The 17,892-nt window shown below is 71.6% G+C and carries 17 protein-coding genes; 6 read left to right on the forward strand and 11 right to left on the reverse strand.

Features of this window, described 5'->3' with window-relative positions:
- Window positions 1–10: 10 nt before the first annotated feature.
- Window positions 11–739, forward strand: coding sequence for a nucleotidyltransferase family protein (locus OHS81_RS14720; RefSeq protein ID WP_328385228.1), 729 nt, complete (start codon window positions 11–13; stop codon window positions 737–739).
- Window positions 740–1,106: 367 nt separating this feature from the next.
- On the opposite strand, the gene OHS81_RS14725 is transcribed toward OHS81_RS14720, so the two are convergent.
- From OHS81_RS14725 to OHS81_RS14755, 7 genes are all read right to left on the reverse strand, one after another.
- Window positions 1,107–2,759, reverse strand: coding sequence for a DoxX family protein (locus OHS81_RS14725; RefSeq protein ID WP_328385229.1), 1,653 nt, complete (start codon window positions 2,757–2,759; stop codon window positions 1,107–1,109).
- 225 nt (window positions 2,760–2,984) lie between these two features.
- On the reverse strand, window positions 2,985–3,941 hold the full coding sequence (gene rlmB, locus OHS81_RS14730) for a 23S rRNA (guanosine(2251)-2'-O)-methyltransferase RlmB (protein ID WP_328385230.1): 957 nt from the start codon (window positions 3,939–3,941) through the stop codon (window positions 2,985–2,987).
- A gap of 128 nt (window positions 3,942–4,069) precedes the next feature.
- Window positions 4,070–5,464 (reverse strand): cysteine--tRNA ligase, encoded by a 1,395-nt coding sequence (cysS, locus tag OHS81_RS14735; protein WP_328385231.1) that lies wholly within the window; start codon window positions 5,462–5,464, stop codon window positions 4,070–4,072.
- Window positions 5,465–5,586: 122 nt separating this feature from the next.
- Window positions 5,587–5,991 carry a PPOX class F420-dependent oxidoreductase gene (locus OHS81_RS14740; RefSeq protein WP_088799319.1) on the reverse strand — a complete coding sequence of 135 codons (405 nt, stop codon included), beginning with the start codon at window positions 5,989–5,991 and terminating at the stop codon, window positions 5,587–5,589.
- A 150-nt stretch (window positions 5,992–6,141) separates the two neighbouring features.
- Window positions 6,142–6,693: a 2-C-methyl-D-erythritol 2,4-cyclodiphosphate synthase gene (gene ispF / locus OHS81_RS14745; RefSeq protein ID WP_443058707.1), complete on the reverse strand. Its 552-nt coding sequence runs from the start codon at window positions 6,691–6,693 to the stop codon at window positions 6,142–6,144.
- Window positions 6,680–7,426 carry a 2-C-methyl-D-erythritol 4-phosphate cytidylyltransferase gene (gene ispD / locus OHS81_RS14750; protein WP_328385232.1) on the reverse strand — a complete coding sequence of 249 codons (747 nt, stop codon included), beginning with the start codon at window positions 7,424–7,426 and terminating at the stop codon, window positions 6,680–6,682. The genes ispF and ispD overlap by 14 nt, the downstream gene beginning before the upstream one ends.
- 419 nt (window positions 7,427–7,845) lie before the next feature.
- The gene (locus tag OHS81_RS14755) at window positions 7,846–8,328 is read right to left on the reverse strand and encodes a CarD family transcriptional regulator (protein ID WP_003953493.1); all 483 of its coding nucleotides are present in this window, start codon (window positions 8,326–8,328) and stop codon (window positions 7,846–7,848) included.
- An 843-nt stretch (window positions 8,329–9,171) separates the two neighbouring features.
- On the opposite strand from OHS81_RS14755, the gene OHS81_RS14760 reads away from it, so the two are divergent.
- The gene (locus OHS81_RS14760) at window positions 9,172–9,828 is read left to right on the forward strand and encodes a DUF461 domain-containing protein (RefSeq protein ID WP_328385233.1); all 657 of its coding nucleotides are present in this window, start codon (window positions 9,172–9,174) and stop codon (window positions 9,826–9,828) included.
- Window positions 9,829–10,010: 182 nt separating this feature from the next.
- Here OHS81_RS14760 and OHS81_RS14765 read toward each other — a convergent pair whose 3' ends face one another.
- Together OHS81_RS14765 and OHS81_RS14770 are read right to left on the reverse strand one after the other, a co-directional pair.
- Window positions 10,011–10,691 carry a response regulator transcription factor gene (locus OHS81_RS14765; RefSeq protein WP_086721180.1) on the reverse strand — a complete coding sequence of 227 codons (681 nt, stop codon included), beginning with the start codon at window positions 10,689–10,691 and terminating at the stop codon, window positions 10,011–10,013.
- The gene (locus tag OHS81_RS14770) at window positions 10,688–12,010 is read right to left on the reverse strand and encodes a sensor histidine kinase (protein ID WP_328385234.1); all 1,323 of its coding nucleotides are present in this window, start codon (window positions 12,008–12,010) and stop codon (window positions 10,688–10,690) included. The genes OHS81_RS14765 and OHS81_RS14770 overlap by 4 nt, the downstream gene beginning before the upstream one ends.
- Window positions 12,011–12,546: 536 nt before the next feature.
- Here OHS81_RS14770 and phoU point away from each other — a divergent pair.
- Window positions 12,547–13,224, forward strand: coding sequence for a phosphate signaling complex protein PhoU (gene phoU / locus OHS81_RS14775; protein WP_129294800.1), 678 nt, complete (start codon window positions 12,547–12,549; stop codon window positions 13,222–13,224).
- A gap of 581 nt (window positions 13,225–13,805) precedes the next feature.
- On the opposite strand, the gene OHS81_RS14780 is transcribed toward phoU, so the two are convergent.
- Complete coding sequence (locus OHS81_RS14780; protein ID WP_328385235.1) at window positions 13,806–14,054, reverse strand: SCO4226 family nickel-binding protein; 249 nt, start codon at window positions 14,052–14,054, stop codon at window positions 13,806–13,808.
- 598 nt (window positions 14,055–14,652) lie between these two features.
- Here OHS81_RS14780 and OHS81_RS14785 point away from each other — a divergent pair.
- Together OHS81_RS14785 and OHS81_RS14790 are read left to right on the forward strand one after the other, a co-directional pair.
- A complete protein-coding gene (locus tag OHS81_RS14785; protein ID WP_328385236.1) occupies window positions 14,653–14,832 on the forward strand; it encodes a hypothetical protein in 180 nt (59 codons plus the stop codon).
- A gap of 210 nt (window positions 14,833–15,042) precedes the next feature.
- Entirely contained in the window at window positions 15,043–15,351 is a 309-nt protein-coding gene (locus OHS81_RS14790; protein WP_328385237.1) for a hypothetical protein, read from the forward strand.
- A gap of 34 nt (window positions 15,352–15,385) precedes the next feature.
- On the opposite strand, the gene OHS81_RS14795 is transcribed toward OHS81_RS14790, so the two are convergent.
- Window positions 15,386–16,189, reverse strand: a complete 804-nt coding sequence (locus OHS81_RS14795) for a hypothetical protein (RefSeq protein WP_328385238.1) — start codon at window positions 16,187–16,189, stop codon at window positions 15,386–15,388.
- A 337-nt stretch (window positions 16,190–16,526) separates the two neighbouring features.
- Between OHS81_RS14795 and OHS81_RS14800 the strand changes: the two genes are divergently transcribed.
- Window positions 16,527–17,786: a lanthionine synthetase LanC family protein gene (locus tag OHS81_RS14800; RefSeq protein ID WP_328385239.1), complete on the forward strand. Its 1,260-nt coding sequence runs from the start codon at window positions 16,527–16,529 to the stop codon at window positions 17,784–17,786.
- Window positions 17,787–17,892 lie beyond the last annotated feature (106 nt).

Here is a 17,892-nt window from a genome sequence, read left to right on the forward strand (position 1 = left end):
GGTGCGAACCATGACAGGTGACCGGCATCCTCACCCCACGCAGGCCGTGGTCCTGGCCGGCGGCCAGGGCTCACGTCTCCGCCCGTACACCGACGACCGCCCCAAGCCGATGGTCGAGATTCCCGGCACCGGGACCCCGATCATCGGCCACCAGCTGAACTGGCTGGCCGAGGAGGGCGTCACGGACGCCGTCGTCTCCTGCGGGCACCTCGCCGGAGTACTCCAGGAATGGCTGGACCGGGCCCAACTGCCGTTGCGCGTCACGACCGTTGTCGAGTCCGAGCCGCTGGGCCGCGGCGGCGGCCTCAAGTACGCGGCCGGCTCCCTCCCCCGCCCGGACGAGCCCTGGTACGCCACCAACGGCGACATCTGGACCCGCTTCCCGCTCCGGGAGATGGCCGCCTTCCATCACGAGCGCGATGCCGAGGCCACCCTCGCGCTGGCCCGCCCCCGTATCCCCTGGGGTGCCGTGGAGACCGACGCGTTCGGACACGTCCTGGACTTCATCGAGTCGCCGCCCTCGCCGTACCTCATCAACGCCGGCGTCTATGTCTTCTCCGCCGCGTTCACGGAGCTCCTGCCCGACCGCGGCGACCATGAGCGCACCACCTTCCCGCGCCTCGCCCGCGAACGCCGGCTCGCCGGTTTCCCGCTCCCTCAGGGCGCCTACTGGCGTGCCATCGATACCGCCAAGGACCTCGCCGAGGCCGCCAAGGAACTGAGCGCGCACGGAGGTTGAGGGGGAAGGGGAGGGACCGGGGACCCAGGGACCGGGGACCCGGGGCATCAGCTCCCCTCAGGCCCCCAGGGCCCTCTCCAGGGCCCTCTCAAGGCCCTCTCAGGCACTTCTCAAGCCCCCTCAGCCCCCGCACCCCCGCAGCCCCCGCTGGCCCCCGCTGGCCCCCGGGCACGCTCCCGCCCTGCCGCCCTGCCGCCCGCCGCACTCGACGCGCCCGCCCCGCTCCCCACCAGCCCCGCACACACCTGTCCCCGACCGCTCCCCCTCCCCGTCACGGCCGGTGGATCCGAACCGTACGGAAAGCGGGGCGATCGGGGACAGGTGTGTGCGGGGGGCGCGCAATCGGCGTCAGCTGCCGGAACTCCGGTCAGCCCAGAAGCCCGCCGAGGCTCCCTCCCCCGGAGTCGCCGCCGGAGCCGCTGGAGCCGGAGCTGCCGGTGCCGGTGGTACCGCCGCCGGTTCCGCCCGCCGAGGTCGGCACATGGGTCGGTACCGGGTCGCGGGTCGGCACGGTCTGCTGGGGTGCGCTGGTGGTCGCGCCCGGCTGCTGGGAGAGGCCGCTGCTGCTGCCCGCCGACCGTCCCGTGCCGGAGGTCGACGCGGACGGGGTACCGGGCTTACGGGCCTTGTGCGAGGCGTTTGCCGAGGGGGTTCCGGGGCGCGGTGCGGCGCTGCCCTTGTGGCGCTGGCCGGGCCTGGCGGTGTGCTTGCCGGGGCGGGGCAGCGGGGAGCCGGGGAGGTTGTTGATGGCGGGCTCGCCGGGCCGCGGGACGGTCGCGACCGTCGCGGAGCGTACGGCGCCGCCGAGCAGTGAACCGATCAGCAGGGTCAGTCCGGCCACCACGGCGGTCATCACGGCACCGCGGCGCAGCACCCGGCGCCGCAGGTCGGCGACCTCGACGCGGGGCCCGAGACGCCGCCAGGCCTCGCCGGCCAGCCGCCCGTCCATGGAGTAGACGGGCGCACCCGCGATGATCAGCGGGCTCCAGGCGGCGAGGTAGATGATGTCGGGGGCGTCGTAGGCGGGGAGGGTCCGCCAGCTGACGGTCATCAGCAGCACCGCGGAGAGCAGCGCGCCGATGGACGCGGCGACCCGCTGCCACAGTCCGCAGATGGTCAGGACGCCGACGACGACCTGGAGGAAGGCGACGGTCAGACCGGCGCCGACGGGGTGCGAGACGGCGAAGTCGCGGAGCGGCACGGCCAGCGCCCAGGGGTCGAGCGACAGCAGCCACTTGACCATCGAGCCCCGCTCACCGCCGTCGAAGTAGACGGGGTCGCAGAGCTTGCCCATGCCGGCGTAGACGGAGATCAGTCCGAGGAAGATGCGCAGCGGCAGCAGGACGACGCCGAGGTTCATCCGGCGGCCCGGGTAGTACGCGTGCCGCACGCTGTCGGTGCCGCGCCGCTTGGCGCCGGGGTCGTAGCCGTCCGGCGCCTGGAACCGGTCGTCGTCCCAGCCGTCGTCGTAACCGTCGTCGGTGTGGCCGCGGTCGCCGTAGGGGCTGGGGTAGGGGTGGTCCTGGTAGGTGTCGCCGTACGCGCTGCCCACGGGGCGTACGCCGCGCAGCAGCGGGGTGCGGTCGGAGTCGGCGGGGCCGCGCTGGCCGATCACGGTCGTGCCGGGGGCGCCGTCGCCGAGGCGGACCCGGGGCAGGACCTGGGTCGTGCCGACGTCCTCGCCCTGACCGCCGTCGAGGCCGATGCCTGCGTTGCGCACCGCGTGCAGGAGTTGGGTGGTGGCGCCGGCCGTGCCGCCCGGTTCGGTGCGGCCGCTCCACACCACGGGCGCCCGGCGTCTGGCACCGGCGGCCGGGCCGCGGAGGGCGGGGATGTGCGCGGCGTCGGCCAGGGCGCCGCGTGCCGCGGGCGCGGCGAGCTGTACGCGGAAGCTGGCGTGGTTGACGATGACCTGCGCGGGATCGCACGGCACCTTGACCGAGCTCAGGCCCGGCTCGTCATCGAAGCCCGGCGAGCGTCCCCCCGTAGGCGTGCGGGGTGTTCTGGTGTCCACGCTCATCTAACCGAGTGACCCCCGGTTAAGACACTGCCTTGACCGGGTCGATCTGTCCGAGACCCGTCAAAGGATCACGAGAGACGGGACAGGCCCCTCACGGGACACGGGACAGACGCGCCCAACGGGATACGGGACAGACGCCCCACGGGACACGGGAGGACGCACAGAGGGTCAGGTCGTGCCCCGGGGTGTGGCGCAGGTGCGCACCGCCCCGGGGCACCCGGGGACTCAGCCGCGGCGGCGCGCCGCTTCCCACAGGACGACACCGGCCGCGACACCGGCGTTCAGCGACTCCGCGCCGCCCGGCATCGGGATCCGCACCCGTACGTCACAGGTCTCGCCGACCAGCCGCGACAGGCCCTTGCCCTCGCTGCCGACCACGATCACGACCGGGCCGTCCAGCGCCTCGACGTCCTGCAGCTCCAGCTCGCCGTCCGCGGCCAGCCCGACGACCGTCAGACCGGCCTTCTGGTACGACTCCAGGGTCCGGGTCAGGTTGGTGGCGCGCGCGACCGGCGTACGGGCCGCGGTGCCCGCCGAGGTCTTCCACGCGCCGGCCGTCATCCCGGCCGCCCGGCGCTCCGGCACGACCACGCCGTGGCCGCCGAAGGCGCACACGGAGCGGACCACGGCGCCGAGGTTGCGCGGGTCGGTGACGCCGTCGAGCGCGACGATCAGCGGGTCTACGCCGTCGTCGAAGGCGGCCGCGGCCAGGTCCTCGGGGTGGGCGTAGTCGTACGGCGGGACCTGCAGGACCAGGCCCTGGTGGTTGAGGCCGTTGGTCATCCGGTCCAGCTCGGGGCGCGGCGCCTCCATCAGGTTGATGTCGCCGCGCTCCGAGGCGAGCTGCAGTGCGGCGCGCACCCGCTCGTCGGTGTCGATGAACTGCTGGACGTAGAGGGTGGTCGCGGGCACGCCGTCGCGCAGCGCCTCGAAGACCGGGTTACGGCCGACGACCAGCTCGGCGGTGCCCTTGGCACCACCGCGGCGCGGAGCCGGGCGGCGCGATGCGGCCTGCTTCGCCTGGGCGTTGGCGACGCGGTTCTTGACGTGTCCCTTGCGCGCGGAGGCGGGCGGGGTCGGGCCCTTGCCCTCCAGGCCCCGGCGCCGCTTACCGCCGCTGCCGACCTGCGCGCCCTTCTTGTTGGACGTGCGGCGGTTCCTGCGCTGGCTGTTGCCGGCCATGGGTCACCTGTTTCTTCACTGCTCTCGACGTCTCGCGACGTGGAGTGGGTACGTACGTATGGATTGAGTGTCGCCCGCGGCCACCGTGCGAGGCGAATCCGGGTGGCCGGCGGGGCGCGGGGCCGGGGTCAGGACAGCGACCAGCGCGGGCCCGAGGGGGTGTCCTCGATGGCGAGTCCGGACTGCTGGAGCTGGTCGCGGATGGCGTCGGCGGTGGCGTAGTCCTTGCGGGAGCGGGCGGCCTGGCGCTGTTCGAGGACGAGGCGGACCAGGGAGTCCACGACGCCGTGGAGGTCTTCTCCGCGGTCGGTGCCGCCACCGGACCAGCGCTCGTCGAGCGGGTCCAGACCGAGCACCCCGAGCATCGCCCGCAGCTCGGCCAGCCGGGCCACCGCGGCTTCCTTGTCGTCGGCGGTCAGTGCGGAATTTCCCTGGCGGACGGTGGTGTGCACGATCGCCAGCGCCTGCGGGACGCCCAGGTCGTCGTCCATCGCCTCGGCGAAGGCCGGCGGCACCTCGGCCGCGGGCTCGACGACGCCGGCCTTCTCGACGACGCGCTGGATGAACCCTTCGATACGGGCGAACGCCGCCTCCGCCTCGCGCAGCGCTTCCTCGCTGTACTCGATCATCGAGCGGTAGTGCGGGGTGCCCAGGTAGTAGCGCAGCACGATCGGGCGCCAGTGCTTGACCATCTCCGAGACCAGCAGGGAGTTGCCCAGCGACTTGGACATCTTCTCGCCGCTCATGGTCACCCACGCGTTGTGGGTCCAGTACACGGCGAAGTCGTCGCCGAAGGCCTTGGCCTGGGCGATCTCGTTCTCGTGGTGCGGGAAGATCAGGTCGATGCCGCCGCCGTGGATGTCGAACGCAGCCCCCAGGTACTTGTGGGCCATCGCCGAGCACTCCAGGTGCCAGCCGGGCCGGCCGCGGCCCCACGGGGTCTCCCAGCTGGGCTCGCCCTCCTTCGCCGCCTTCCACATGGCGAAGTCGCGCGGGTCCCGCTTGCCGGTCTCGCCCTCGCCGGACGGCTGGAGGAGGTTGTCCAACTCCTGGTTGGACAGCCGGAGATAGTCGGGGAAGGACCTGACGTCGAAGTAGACGTTGCCGTCGGCGGCGTAGGCGTGACCGCGTTCGATCAGGCCGCGCATCATCTCGATCATCTCGGGGATGTGGCCGGTGGCACGCGGCTCGTAGGTCGGGCGCAGGCAGCCGAGGGTGTCGTAGGCCGTGTTGAAGGCGACCTCGTTCTCGTAGCCGATCGACCACCAGGGGCGGCCCTGCTCGTCGGCCTTCTTGATGATCTTGTCGTCGATGTCCGTGACATTGCGCACGAACGTCACGTCGTAGCCGCGGTACTCGAACCAGCGGCGCATGATGTCGAAGTTCAGTCCCGACCTGATGTGCCCGATATGCGGGGCGGCCTGCACGGTTGCACCACACAGGTAGATCGAGACACAGCCCGGCGTGAGCGGGGAGAAGTCGCGAATCTGCCGGGCGCTGGTGTCGTACAGGCGAATCGTCACGGAACCAGGGTAGTCGGAACGAGGCAGTGCCCCGCGACCCATTGGGCCACAGGGTGACGTATCCGTCACCGGCGTCCGATTCGCCGGATCTGTCGCCGCCTTTGATGCGGACGGCGAGCCCGTCAGATGCTGCCGACCACCTTGCGCGGCGTGATCCGGACGACCACCCGCTCGGCATCCTTGCCCGCCTCCGGGTTGAACTCGGCGTACGGCTTGCCGGTGTACTTCCGCGACAGCTCGTCGATCAGCTCCTGCCCGCCCTCGGTGGTGAGGGAGGCGGCGCCGCGGACCTCCGCGTAGGTGTACGGGGCGTCGAAGGGCTGGACGACGACCGTGACCCGCGGGTCACGGCGGAGGTTGGCCTCCTTGCGCCGGCCGACGGTCGTCGAGATCAGCAGGTCGCCGCCGTCCCGCTTCACCCAGACCGGGGAGACCTGGGGGCTGCCGTCGGGCTGGATGGTCGCCACGGTCACGAAGACCGGAGTGTCGAGGAGCTGCTTGAGGTCGTCGGACAGGGTGGCGGTCACGAGCGGTCCTTCCTGCGGGCCTTCCGGGGACACGGATACTCCGATCCTCCCCTCAACACCCGTGCGGCGCCCGGCATTCCCACGCCATACGGGGGATGCCGGGCGCCGCACACAGGCGCCGCACACCAAAGGACGGACGCGCCCGCCGGTTCAGGCCGTACGGAAGACGATCGCCGTGGCCACCGCGGCCAGGCCCTCGGCGCGGCCGGTCAGGCCCAGCCCGTCCGAGGTCGTACCGGAGACCGAGACCGGCGCGCCGACGGCCGCCGACAGCGCCTTCTGCGCCTCGTCCCGCCGCTTGCCGACCTTCGGGCGGACGCCGATGACCTGCACCGCGACATTGCCGATGGTGAAGCCTTCGGCCCGGACGATCCGGGCGGCCTCGGCGAGCAGCGTCACGCCGGAGGCGCCGGACCACTCGGGGCGGCCGGTGCCGAAGTGCGCCCCCAGATCGCCGACGCCGGCCGCCGAGAACAGCGCGTCGCAGGCGGCGTGGGCGGCGACATCGCCGTCACTGTGACCGGCCAGGCCGTAGCCGTCGCTCTCCGCCTCGTCCCAGAGCAGCCCGGCGCACCACAGCTCACGGCCCTGCTCGAAGGCGTGCACATCCGTGCCGATGCCGACGAAGGGGACGGCGACGGGCGCGCCACCGGCCGGGGCGGCCCCGGCGGGCTCGGTTCCGGTCTGCTCAGACATAGCCATCGGTGGCCCTCCTGCGGGCGAGTACGGCCTCGGCCAGGACCAGGTCCAGCGGCCGGGTCACCTTGAACGCTTCCTCGTGCCCCGGGACGACCACGACCGGCGAGCCGAGCCGTTCGACCAGCCCGGCGTCATCGGTGGCGCCCTCGCCCTCGACGACGGTGTCATGGGCCTTGCGCAGGGTCGCCAGGTCGAAGCCCTGCGGCGTCTGCACGGCGCGCAGCAGGGCCCGCTCCGGAGTGCCGACCACCGGCTCCGGGGTGCCCTGCGGCTGCGGGTCGACCTGCTTGACGGTGTCGGCGAGCGGCAGCGCCGGGACGACGGCGGGCGCACCGTCGCGTACGGCGGCGATCACCGCGTCGACGGTCTCGACCGGGACCAGCGGCCGCGCGGCGTCATGCACCAGCACGACGTCGATGGTGTCCGGGAGCGCGGCCAGGCCGAGCTGTACGGACTCCTGGCGGGTCTGGCCGCCGGGGACCACCTGGAGGTCGGTGCGCTCGGCGAGCGGGTGCTCGTGGAGCAGGTGGCTGACCTCGGCGGCGCCGTCGGGCGGGGCGACCACCACGATGAGCGAGACGGCACGTGAGGCGGCCATCGCACGGACGGCGTGCACCAGCATGGGGGTGCCGCCCAGCGCGCGCAGCGCCTTGGGGGTGCCGGGACCGAGCCGGACACCACGGCCGGCGGCGGGGATCACCACGGCGGTGCGGATCGGACGGGAGGAATCTGGCATCGACGGCTCCGGAGTCCGGGGCGAGCCCGGAATTGACGCAGACAGGTTTGTTTCCTCGGGAGAGGTGGGTATGGCCCTGGGGGTAGCCCCGGCCGGAGGCTGGGGACGTGCCGGGCGCGACGCCTTGACCGGCCCCTTCCGTGACACCGGTCGAGGCAACTGCCCGGGCCCGGCACACACCACAGGGGCCGGCAGTTGCCGGTCCCGGCAGGTCACAACCTCATAAGTCAAGGTCGCACAGCTCATGACCCGGTTCATGAGGCTCATGACCCAGCAGCTCGTGACACAACACTCGTGACACAGCAGCAGATATGCCGCAGCGCCCGGCAACAGGCCGTTTCACTGGGAAACGGTCGTCACTCGGGCACCGCGGCATTGCTACGTCGTCGCTGCGCTGGATCTCGCCGGCGCAGACGTCGTCAGGACGCGAGTACCTCGTCGAGCAGGGCCTCGGCCTTGTCCTCGTTGGTGTTCTCCGCGAGAGCGAGCTCGCTCACCAGAATCTGGCGCGCCTTCGCGAGCATCCTCTTCTCACCGGCGGACAGTCCGCGCTCCCGCTCACGCCGCCACAGGTCACGCACCACTTCGGCGACCTTGATGACGTCACCGGAGGCGAGCTTCTCGAGGTTTGCCTTGTAGCGACGGGACCAGTTCGTCGGCTCCTCGGCATACGGTGCGCGAAGCACCTCGAAGACCCGGTCCAGCCCGTCCTGGCCAACCACGTCGCGTACGCCGACGAACTCCGCATTGTCCGCTGGAACACGAACAGTCAAGTCGCCCTGGGCGACCTTCAGCACCAAGTAGGTCTTGTCCACGCCTTTGATCTGGCGAGTTTCGATGGCCTCGATCAGCGCGGCCCCGTGATGGGGATAGACCACGGTGTCGCCAACCTTGAACGTCATGTGACAGGTACCCCTTCCGTGGCTATCCATGCTAACACGGGAACGGGCCGTTCTGAATGGCGTTTTCGCAGGTCAGGGCATATCTCGGGGCTTGACAACCATGACCGGAACGTGCTGCGAAGGGCCCCGGAAGGCGGGTATTCGCAGGTCGGAGGGGCTGCACGGGTGAGCGGAAACCCGCCCGTCACATACCGGGAGTGCAGTGATCGACAGGCGGAATGTCCCGCTTTGTATGGATCCAGATGAGCGAGTTCCGCTACTCCGTTCGGCTGCTCCCGGTCCTTCGAGGACGATTCCTGAATTGATCACGATCCGGCACCCCGAAGAGGGTGATCAATTCCGCGGGGCCTTCACATTCCCTGCGAATACTGCTTTTCCCCGGCGGGAAACGCACGGGCCTCCACCCGAACGGCCGCTTGCCGAATATTCCTTCCCCGTTCCAGAGGGTCGATCTCGGTTCTTGAGAACGACCTCGGTGGGTGATCTCGGTGGGTGATCGCAGCCGGTGATCTCGAAGGGCGTGTTGGCCGGCGGGCCCTCCCGGCCGCTGCTCGGTGGAGCTTGGACCACCGTTCTTGATCCACCGTCAGCTTTCCGTGCGGGCTTCCGCTCCGGGGGCCGGGCAACCGGGTCCGGACGGCGGTGGCGGGCGGCCGATCGCGCTGGGGGCGGGTCGGGTGCGGCGGCGCGAGGACGGCTCGGTAACCTAGCGGCGCTGACACACCCTTAGGGCGGCTTTACGCACCCGTCGTCATGACGCGTACGCAGGGCCGTCCCAGCCGCCCATCCGCGACCGGGCACGAACGTTCGGCCGCCGTAGCTCGTCAAGGAGATGCCGCCGCCGTGAGCCGCAGCCTTCGACGCGGCGTCCTCGCCGCCACCGTCCTTTCGCTCTCGATCGCCACGCTGTCCGCCTGCGGGGCCGGGAACGAAGCCCAGACGCTGCAGGTCAAGCCGGACAACGCCGCGACCTCCGTCGACGGCATCAAGATCCAGAACATCAACGTGATCACCCAGCCCGATGTGAACGCCAAGGGCCCGGCCGTGGTGGCCGCGACGGTGTTCAACAACGGCGACAAGGACCAGAAGCTGACCGGGATCTCCGTCGACGGCACCGGCCAGTCGGCCAAGCTCTCGCCGGCCGCCGGTGGCTCGGGCCCGATCACCGTGCCGGCCGGGGGCTCCGTGGTGATCGGCGGCAAGGACAACGCCTCGGCCGTCCTGGCCAGCGGCCGCGAGGCCGTCAAGGACGGGAACGTGCAGCCCCTGACGTTCACCTTCACCTCGCTCGGCAAGGTGAAGGCCAGCTCCTTCGTCGTCCCCGCGAAGAACTTCTTCCAGGGCTACGGTCCCTCGCAGCTGCCGCAGCCGTCCGGCTCGGCGTCTCCGTCCGGCTCGGCGTCTCCGTCCGGCTCCGCCAAGCCGTCGCAGTCGGGCAAGCCGTCCGGTTCGGCCTCCCCGTCCGGCTCCCCCTCGTCGTCGGCGCACAGCGGTCACTGAGACCGCCCGCGCGACGCGTGACGCAACGCCTCAGGGGCGCCCGTCCGATCCGGAGGGGCGCCCCTGAGGCGTACGTGGGCAGAGCGCACGGGCGGGGCGGCCGGTGAGCGCCCGCTGCGCGCCTGGCCCCTGCTCTGTGCGGCTCGTGCTCGTACAGCTCGTGCGCTGTACGGCCCGGAGTTTTACGGCTCGAACTTGTAGCCCAGGCCGCGGACCGTGACGAGGTAGCGCGGCGCGCCCGGGTCGGGTTCGATCTTGGCGCGCAGTCGCTTGACGTGCACATCCAGGGTTTTGGTGTCGCCCACGTAGTCGGCGCCCCAGACCCGGTCGATGAGCTGCATCCGGGTCAGCACGCGCCCGGCGTTGCGCAGCAGCATCTCCAGGAGATCGAACTCCTTCAGGGGCAGGTCGACCTTGCCGCCGGAGACCGTGACGACATGGCGGTCCACGTCCATCCGGACCGGGCCGGCCTCCAGGGCCTGCGGGGTGACCTCCTCCGGCTCGCCGCGGCGGCGCATCACCGCGCGGATGCGGGCGACCAGTTCGCGGGAGGAGAAGGGCTTGGTGACGTAGTCGTCGGCCCCTATCTCCAGACCGACCACCTTGTCGATCTCGCTGTCCTTGGCGGTCACCATGATGACCGGGACGTTGGAGCGGCCACGCAGCTGGCGGCAGACCTCGGTGCCGGGCAGGCCCGGCAGCATCAGGTCGAGCAGGACGAGGTCGGCGCCGTTGCGCTCGAACTCGTCGAGTCCGTCGGGGCCCGTCGCCGCGATGGCGACCTCGAAGCCCTCCTTGCGGAGCATGTACGACAGTGCGTCGCTGAACGATTCCTCGTCCTCGACGACAAGCACTCGGGTCACGGAAGGACCTCCGGGGCTGGGTGAGCAGGGAGCGGATCGTTGAAGGTCTCGTACGGGCGGTCCTCGTCGTCGAGGCCCTCCGCGGAGGGGTCGGCGGGCCGTTCGCGGTCGCGTACGGCTCCGGCTTCCGGGAGACGCAGGGTGAAGGTGGAGCCCTGTCCCTCAGCGCTCCACACCGTGACCTCCCCGCCGTGCGAGGCGGCCACATGCTTGACGATGGCGAGGCCGAGGCCGGTCCCGCCGGTGGCGCGCGAGCGCGCCGGGTCCACACGGTAGAACCGCTCGAAGACGCGGTCACGGTCCTTTTCGGATATCCCGATGCCCTGGTCGGTCACCGCGATCTCGATCAGGTCGCCGCCGGGCGCGGAGACCCGGCGCCCGGCGATCCCGACGCGGGTGCGCGCCGGGGAGTAGTTGACGGCATTCTCGACGAGATTGCCCAGGGCCGCGGCGAGCTGGCCGCGGTTTCCCCATACGTGCAGTTCAGCGGCGCCGCCCTCCCGTCGCCCGGCACCGCCCCGAGCGGCGGAACCGCTGGGTCCGCTGAGGGAACTGGCCATGGTGATCTGCTTCGCGCCGGCCTGCTGGCGGCAGCGGTCCATCGCCTCGGCGACCAGCTCGTCGACCCGGACCGGCTCGGCGTCCTCCAGCGGGTTGTCGTTCTGCACCCGGGAGAGGTCGATGAGCTCCTGGACGAGGTTGGTCAGGCGGGTGGCCTCGTTCTGCATCCGGCCGGCGAAGCGCTCGACGGCCTCGGGGTCGTCGCTGGCGTCCATCACGGCCTCGGAGAGCAGCGACAGGGCACCGACCGGCGTCTTGAGCTCATGGCTGACGTTGGCCACGAAGTCGCGGCGGACCGCCTCTATCCGGCGGGCCTCCGTGAGGTCCTCGACCAGCAGCAGCACGAGCCGGGAGCCGAGCGGGGCGACTCTGGCGGAGACCGCGAGCGCCTCGCCGCGGCCGGTGCCGCGGCGCGGCAGATCCAGCTCGACCTGGCGTATCTCGCCGTCCCTGCGGGTGTCGCGCGCCATCTGCATCATCGGCTCGACCGCAAGCTTGCCGCCCCGGACCAGCCCGAGGGCGTAGGCGGCCGAGCTGGCCTTGACGACGGCATCGGCCTCGTCGAGGACCACGGCCGAGGAGCGGAGCACCGAGAGCACGGTGTCGACCCCGGGTGGCAGCACGGCCTCCGTGTGCAGGGAGGTACGGGTGGGTTTGGCCTGGTCGCGTTCGCTCCAGCGGAACGCCAGCATGGCGAAGACACCGGTACAGAGCCCGGCGATCGCAGCCACTGCGGCGACGGCCGCGTCCACGTTCATGACTCCAGGTTATGCGCCGGGTCGGACACTTCCCCAGCCTTGCGGGGCTCTGCTCGAACAGCCGTCGCCCAGAGTTCACCGTGCCGTCCGCGCTGGTTCACTCCGGAGGCCGGTGCGGGGCGGGCGGCTGCCCGGCGGATGCCCCTAGGGGGACCGGCGCGAGCGCCCTGCCGCTCCGGCACCCGGCCAGGTGAACCGCACCTCCGCCCCGGGGGCCGTGGATGCGTCGCCCAGAGTTCACCTTCACGTCGGCGCCGGTTCACCCCCGGTGGCACCGCAGGTCGCGCGGTGCCCGCAGGGTGACGGTGCGGGTGCCGGACGGTGTGCACCGGCACGCGGCCGGACACCCTGAGCGACCGCGGGGCCACGGCCCTCCGGAGCACCGGCACCGCGGCGGGCCGGCCCCGTGGAGCACCGTCCCTCCGGGCACGGGTCACGCGGGCACCGGCCGTGAGAGCGTGGGCACAGGTCACCCTGCACCCCGTTCCACCTCCCACCACGCCACACCACCACATCGATGCGAGAGAAGGTCACAGATGCGGGACGCGTACCACGAGGAGCTGGATTCGATCGGCGAGGGCCTGGTCGAGATGGCCCGGCTCGTCGGCTCCGCGATCGGGCGCGCCACCACGGCGATACTCGACGCGGACCTCAAGCTGGCCGAGAACGTCATCGCCGCCGACGAGAAGGTCGACGACCTCCAGCGCGATCTGGAGGCCCGTGCGATCGCCCTGCTGGCGCGGCAGCAGCCGGTCGCCACCGACCTGCGGATCGTCGTCACCTCACTGCGGATGAGCGCCGACCTGGAGCGCTCCGGCGACCTGGCCCAGCATGTGGCCAAGCTGGCCCGGCTGCGCTTCCCGCAGTCGGCCGTTCCGCAGGATCTGCACGCCACCATCCTGGAGATGGGGCAGCTGGCGCAGCGCCTGATGGCCAAGGCCGCCGAGGTCATCATCACCAAGGACGTCGATCTCGCGCTGCAGCTGGAGCAGGACGACGACGCGATGGACATGCTGCACCGCACCCTCTTCCAGCACCTGATGGACGACCGCTGGAAGCACGGCATCGAGACGGCCGTGGACGTCACGCTGCTGGGCCGCTACTACGAGCGCTTCGCGGATCACGCGGTCTCCGTCGCCAAGCGGGTCGTCTACCTCGTGACCGGCGAGCACGCCGACGAGATCGCCCCGCCGACGGCGGTGGAAGGCGCGTAGCCGCGGCGGGGCGGGAGACGTGGTCCCGGCGGCGGGAGGGTGGCCCCGGCTGCTCCCTCCGGCTGTCGTGCAGCTGATCGAGGCAGCGTGCGGAGGGCGCGGGTCCGCCCCGTGAGCCGTCGTGCGCCGTTGACGTGTGCCTCCACGCGCCGTTGACGCGCCTCGGCGCCCGGGCTTGCAATGGGCACCAGGTGACCCCTAGGAGGCAATGCATGGCACCCATGGCGGACTCCCCCAACCCCGCGATTCAGGACGCCCCGACAGCCGTCGGGCGTCCGCTGCTCCCTCTGCTCGGCGCCTGCGGCTGCGGCTCCGGCTGCAGCTGCGGCTGCCAGTCGGGCGGCCCGTGCCAGTGCGGCGGCGGCTGCTAGCCACCGTCACGCACGGCGCCACCACGACGGCACCACGACGGCACCAGGCACAGCGCCCATGCGGCCCCGGCCGGTTCTCTCCGGCCGGGGCCGTTGCCGTTCGGCCGGGACCGTTGCCGTTCGGCCGGGGCCGGGCCGTATGGCCGGGGCCGGTCGGCCGAGGTCGGTCGGCCGAGGTCCGGACCGGTCGGCCGGTGCTTCCACGGCCGGTCAGAGAGAGACCGACAGCGGGTGGATCTCGTCGGCCTTGTGGCCGGCCCGCTCGTGGATGCGCTGCACGGCCCCTGCCGAAGGCGCATCCGACAGGCAGAAGACATCCCCGGAGTCGGTGTCGGCCCAGGCGTGCTCGAACGTCACGCCCTCCTCACTCTGAATGGCGAGATCGGCCTGATGCGCCGCACTGAGCTCGTCGGGCGTCACGCCCTTCATACCGTGATGGATGTCCATGAACTTGGGCATCGAACTCATCCTTCCGGTCGCAGAGGAATACGTTCCCTCTCCCATGCTGCATCCGAACACCGCGGTCCTCGCCCCCAAGGCTCACCGCCCGCGGCGCGGCCCCCCGGCCGGCCCGGCCGGGGAGACGCGTGCAGCCGGGCTCCCCCGCCCGGGAACCCTCATCGGCCCGCCGCCCCGGCCCCGTAAGCTTCCGATGCACCGGGCAACCCGGCCCGCGAGGCGGGACCGAAGCCCTCCCCCGCAGGGTGGTCCCTCCCCGCAGGGTGGTCCCTCCCCGCGTGGTGGGTCTTCTCCACAGGCTGGGGGTTCGGCACCGAGGTTCGAGCGCCGTCTACGTCTAGGTCTAGGTCTACGGGCCGCCTCCCGCCACGATCGCGGAGATCCACATGCCCCTCGAAGGACCGCGCCACCTCCTCGTACAGGCCCGCTCCGAGCCCTCCCCGCTGTCCAGTTCGGCCCGCTGCGCTCCGAAGGATTCGGGGACTTCTTCCCCGATGACCCGGCCGCCGCCCTGAACCTGTCCGACGGCCTCGTCACCGCCCTGTACGGCTGGGCAGACGAAATCGACACCACCCTCAACCTCGACATCCGCGACCGGGTGGAGGGCAAGTACGACGACACCTGGCAGCGCCTGTTCCACGAGGGCAGAAACCTGGCCAGGCAGCTCGCCCACGAACTCGGCCCCACCCGGACGGTGACCTACAAGGGCCTGGCGAACGGCGGCCTCGCCGCGATGACGTGCGTGGCGTGGCGGGGGGACCGGGAATTGCCGGCGTGAGACGGGGCGTGGCGTGGGCCGGAGCACGGGCCGGTCCCGGGTGCTGCCTCTTCGCCAGTCCTGGCTTGTCCCCTGACCAGGGCCACCAGGTCATCGAGTTGCAGCACGGCTGGGAGGCGATCGGTGCTGCGTCGATGGGTGCGCCCCTCAGTGGCGCTGATGCCGCCTGCCGGTGTGCCTGTCCTGGAGTCGGTGCCGGGAAATGCTCCGATGCCGATCGGCTTCTCGCTCGCCCGGCTGCGCTGGATGCTCTGCGAGGCCTACAGCCCCTACGGGCACCACCGTTCGCCGGCGCATGCCGAACAGCTCGTGCGCGATTTCGTTCACGAGTTGCCCGGCCAGGGCGGTTCCGCTTGGTCGTTCGCTTCAGTCCAGCCCGATTTCTTGCGTTCGACCGGCTACTACAACCGCGAAGAGCCGCTGCATCCGGCGTATTTCGACGGCAGCGGCTCCGATACCGCGACGTTCCTCGACCGCGGCCTCGTCTGCTACTTGCTCCTGACCAACGGCTCTCCGTGAGTAAGCCACGCGGCCGGTGCATTCACCAGGGCCGTCACACTCCGCCCGCGGCTCGGGGCCGCAGGTGGTGGTGCATCAGCGCCGCCGCGCACACCACAACGGGGACTGCGACGGCGGGTACGGCCCACCACGGGATGCCGATCCACACGGCCGGGAGCCCCACCCCGAAGCAGACGCCGATGCTGGTGAGGAGCAGGCGTTTGCCGTACGGATTCCAGGTGAGCGGCTCGTGGCCGCGCGGTCTGGCAAGGCGTAGCGCGCCGAACGCGAACGCCTGAGCCGCGAGGAGCGCGGCGAGCGTGCCGACGGCGGCGTTCATCTGAAGCTCGTCACGGGGCGCACCGGCGCTGTTCTGCCGGACCCCGTCCTTGCTGAGCACCACGATGGCACGGCGCCAGACGGTGGCGGTGACCCGGTCGCCCGGCTCCAGCTGGTCGAGGAGCGGTCCCGCGTCACCGAAGCTCACGACTCCCCGCCAGGCGTCCTCATCTTTCAGGGTCGCCTCGAAGGTGGAATTCCTCCCGGTCTTGACGACCGTCTTCACGACGGTGAAAGGCCGGGTGCTCAGGCAGTCATTCGCTACCTGCACTTGCACCGTCGCACGAGCGGGACACGGCTCGGCTGCCTGGTAGTCCCGGTAGAGCTCCCTGTCGGCGGTCAACCACGCAGCGAACGCGACGTAGCAGAGCGCCGCCGGTATCAGAGACAGCAGGATCAGCAGCACGCCCATGAACCGCGCCCGCCCCGGCGGCCGTCGGCCGGCCCCGTCCTTGCCCGGCAGTCCGCCGAGCTGTGAGCCCTCGCCCGTGCCGTGAGCCCTTGCCCGCGCCGTTGTCATCGCCCAGCCCCCTCCGCCGAGCCTCCACCAACCGGAGACCGGAATGACAGGAATACACCCAGGCCGCACGGCATTCTTCGAGAATGCCGGCTTCCGCATTCCGGCAAACCCGGCACGGTGCGGTACTTCGCTGCCGCACGGCACGACGAAGCCCTCGTCCGGGTGCCCCGGCGGGGGCTTGACCTGCTGTGCGCTCGGCAGGATTCGAACCTGCCACCTTTCTGATCCGCAGAACCCTGCGCGGGACCGAACTCCCGCCCCTCGCTGCTGTTTTGGGCACCCTGCGGAAGGCCGTCTTCCGCTGGGCGGGTCCGAAAGATCATGCGAGAGTGGGCCCATGACGGCACCAGAAACCACGGTTGTGGGGGTCGACGAGGCCGAGGGACTCGCGGTGGAGGGCCTGCGGTGGCTTACCGGGGCGGCGCGGGAAACCGCTGGTGGAGGCCTCGCCTGGACGACCAGGCCCTCGGACGACGAGCTCGACCCGATGCTCTACAGCGGTACGGCCGGGATCGTCCCCGTGCTCCTTGAGGCGTGGCGGCACTTCGGCGATGACACCTATGCCGACCGCGCCCTGCGCGCGGCCCGCAGCCTCGCGGACTCCGTCGACGGCATCGACGACGACTCCCTCTACTTCGGCCGCACCGGAATGGCCCTCGTCCTGCGGTCCGTTCACGACGCACTCGGCGACACGGCCGCCGGCGCCGCCGCGGACCGCGCGCTGGAACTCGTGCGGTCACGCTTCGACGGGGCGCGCTGGGGCGAGCTGTACGAGCTGATGGGCGGCAACGCGGGGATCGGCCTCGGCGCGCTCGTGGCCGGAGACGCCGATCTGGCCGTTCTCGCCGTGGAGCCGTATCTCCGGACGGCTGAGCAGACCCCGGCAGGCGTCCACTGGGCCCACCGCACCGGCGTCGACGCCCGTCTGCACCACATCTCGCACGGCACGCTCGGCATCGTCCTGTCACTTGCCAGGGTCGGCCGGGCCACCGGCCGTGAGGACCTGGTCGAGCTGGCGCTGGCCGGTGCCGCAGACGTAGTGGCGCGTGCCGAAGCGGGACCCGAGGGCTTTCTGGTGCTGCACTCCACTCCGCAGCATCTCCCCGATGTGATCGAGCCCATCAGCTACGGCTGGTGCCACGGCCCGGCCGGCGACGCCCAGGTCTTCCGGCTGCTGCGGGACATCACGGCCGACCCCGTCTGGCCCGCCCTGGCCGACCGCTGCTGGCACACGGTCACCCACTCCGGCCTGCCCCAGCGGCTGCGCCCCGGCTTCTGGGACAACAACGGCCGCTGCTGCGGCACCGCGGGCGTTCTGGCCCTGGCCTGCGACCGGCTCGTCGAACAGCAGGACCCGTACGACTTCGCCCACGCCCTCGTCGCGGACCTCACCGCCCGCGCGATCCGGGACACCGACGGCGCCCGCTGGTCCAACTTCGAGCACCGGCCCACCCCGAGAGACCTGGAACCGGGCACCGGCTGGGGAATGGGCAACGCGGGCATCGTGCGCGAACTCCTGCGCTTCGTACGGCTGAGCCGCGGGGGCGATCCCCGCTACGCGTTCGCCTTGCCGGACCAGCCCCCGGTACGCGCTTAGGCCGGGCTCCGGCGCTGTGGTGCCGACGCCGTGTCGTGCTGGACCGGGCCCGTGGGGGCGCCTGTCTGCGAACCGTGTGGGTGTCAGCCGCCGGCCCTGAGGCGGC

The sequence above is a fragment of the Streptomyces sp. NBC_00400 genome, from assembly GCF_036048035.1.
Taxonomy (GTDB): Bacteria; Actinomycetota; Actinomycetes; order Streptomycetales; family Streptomycetaceae; genus Streptomyces.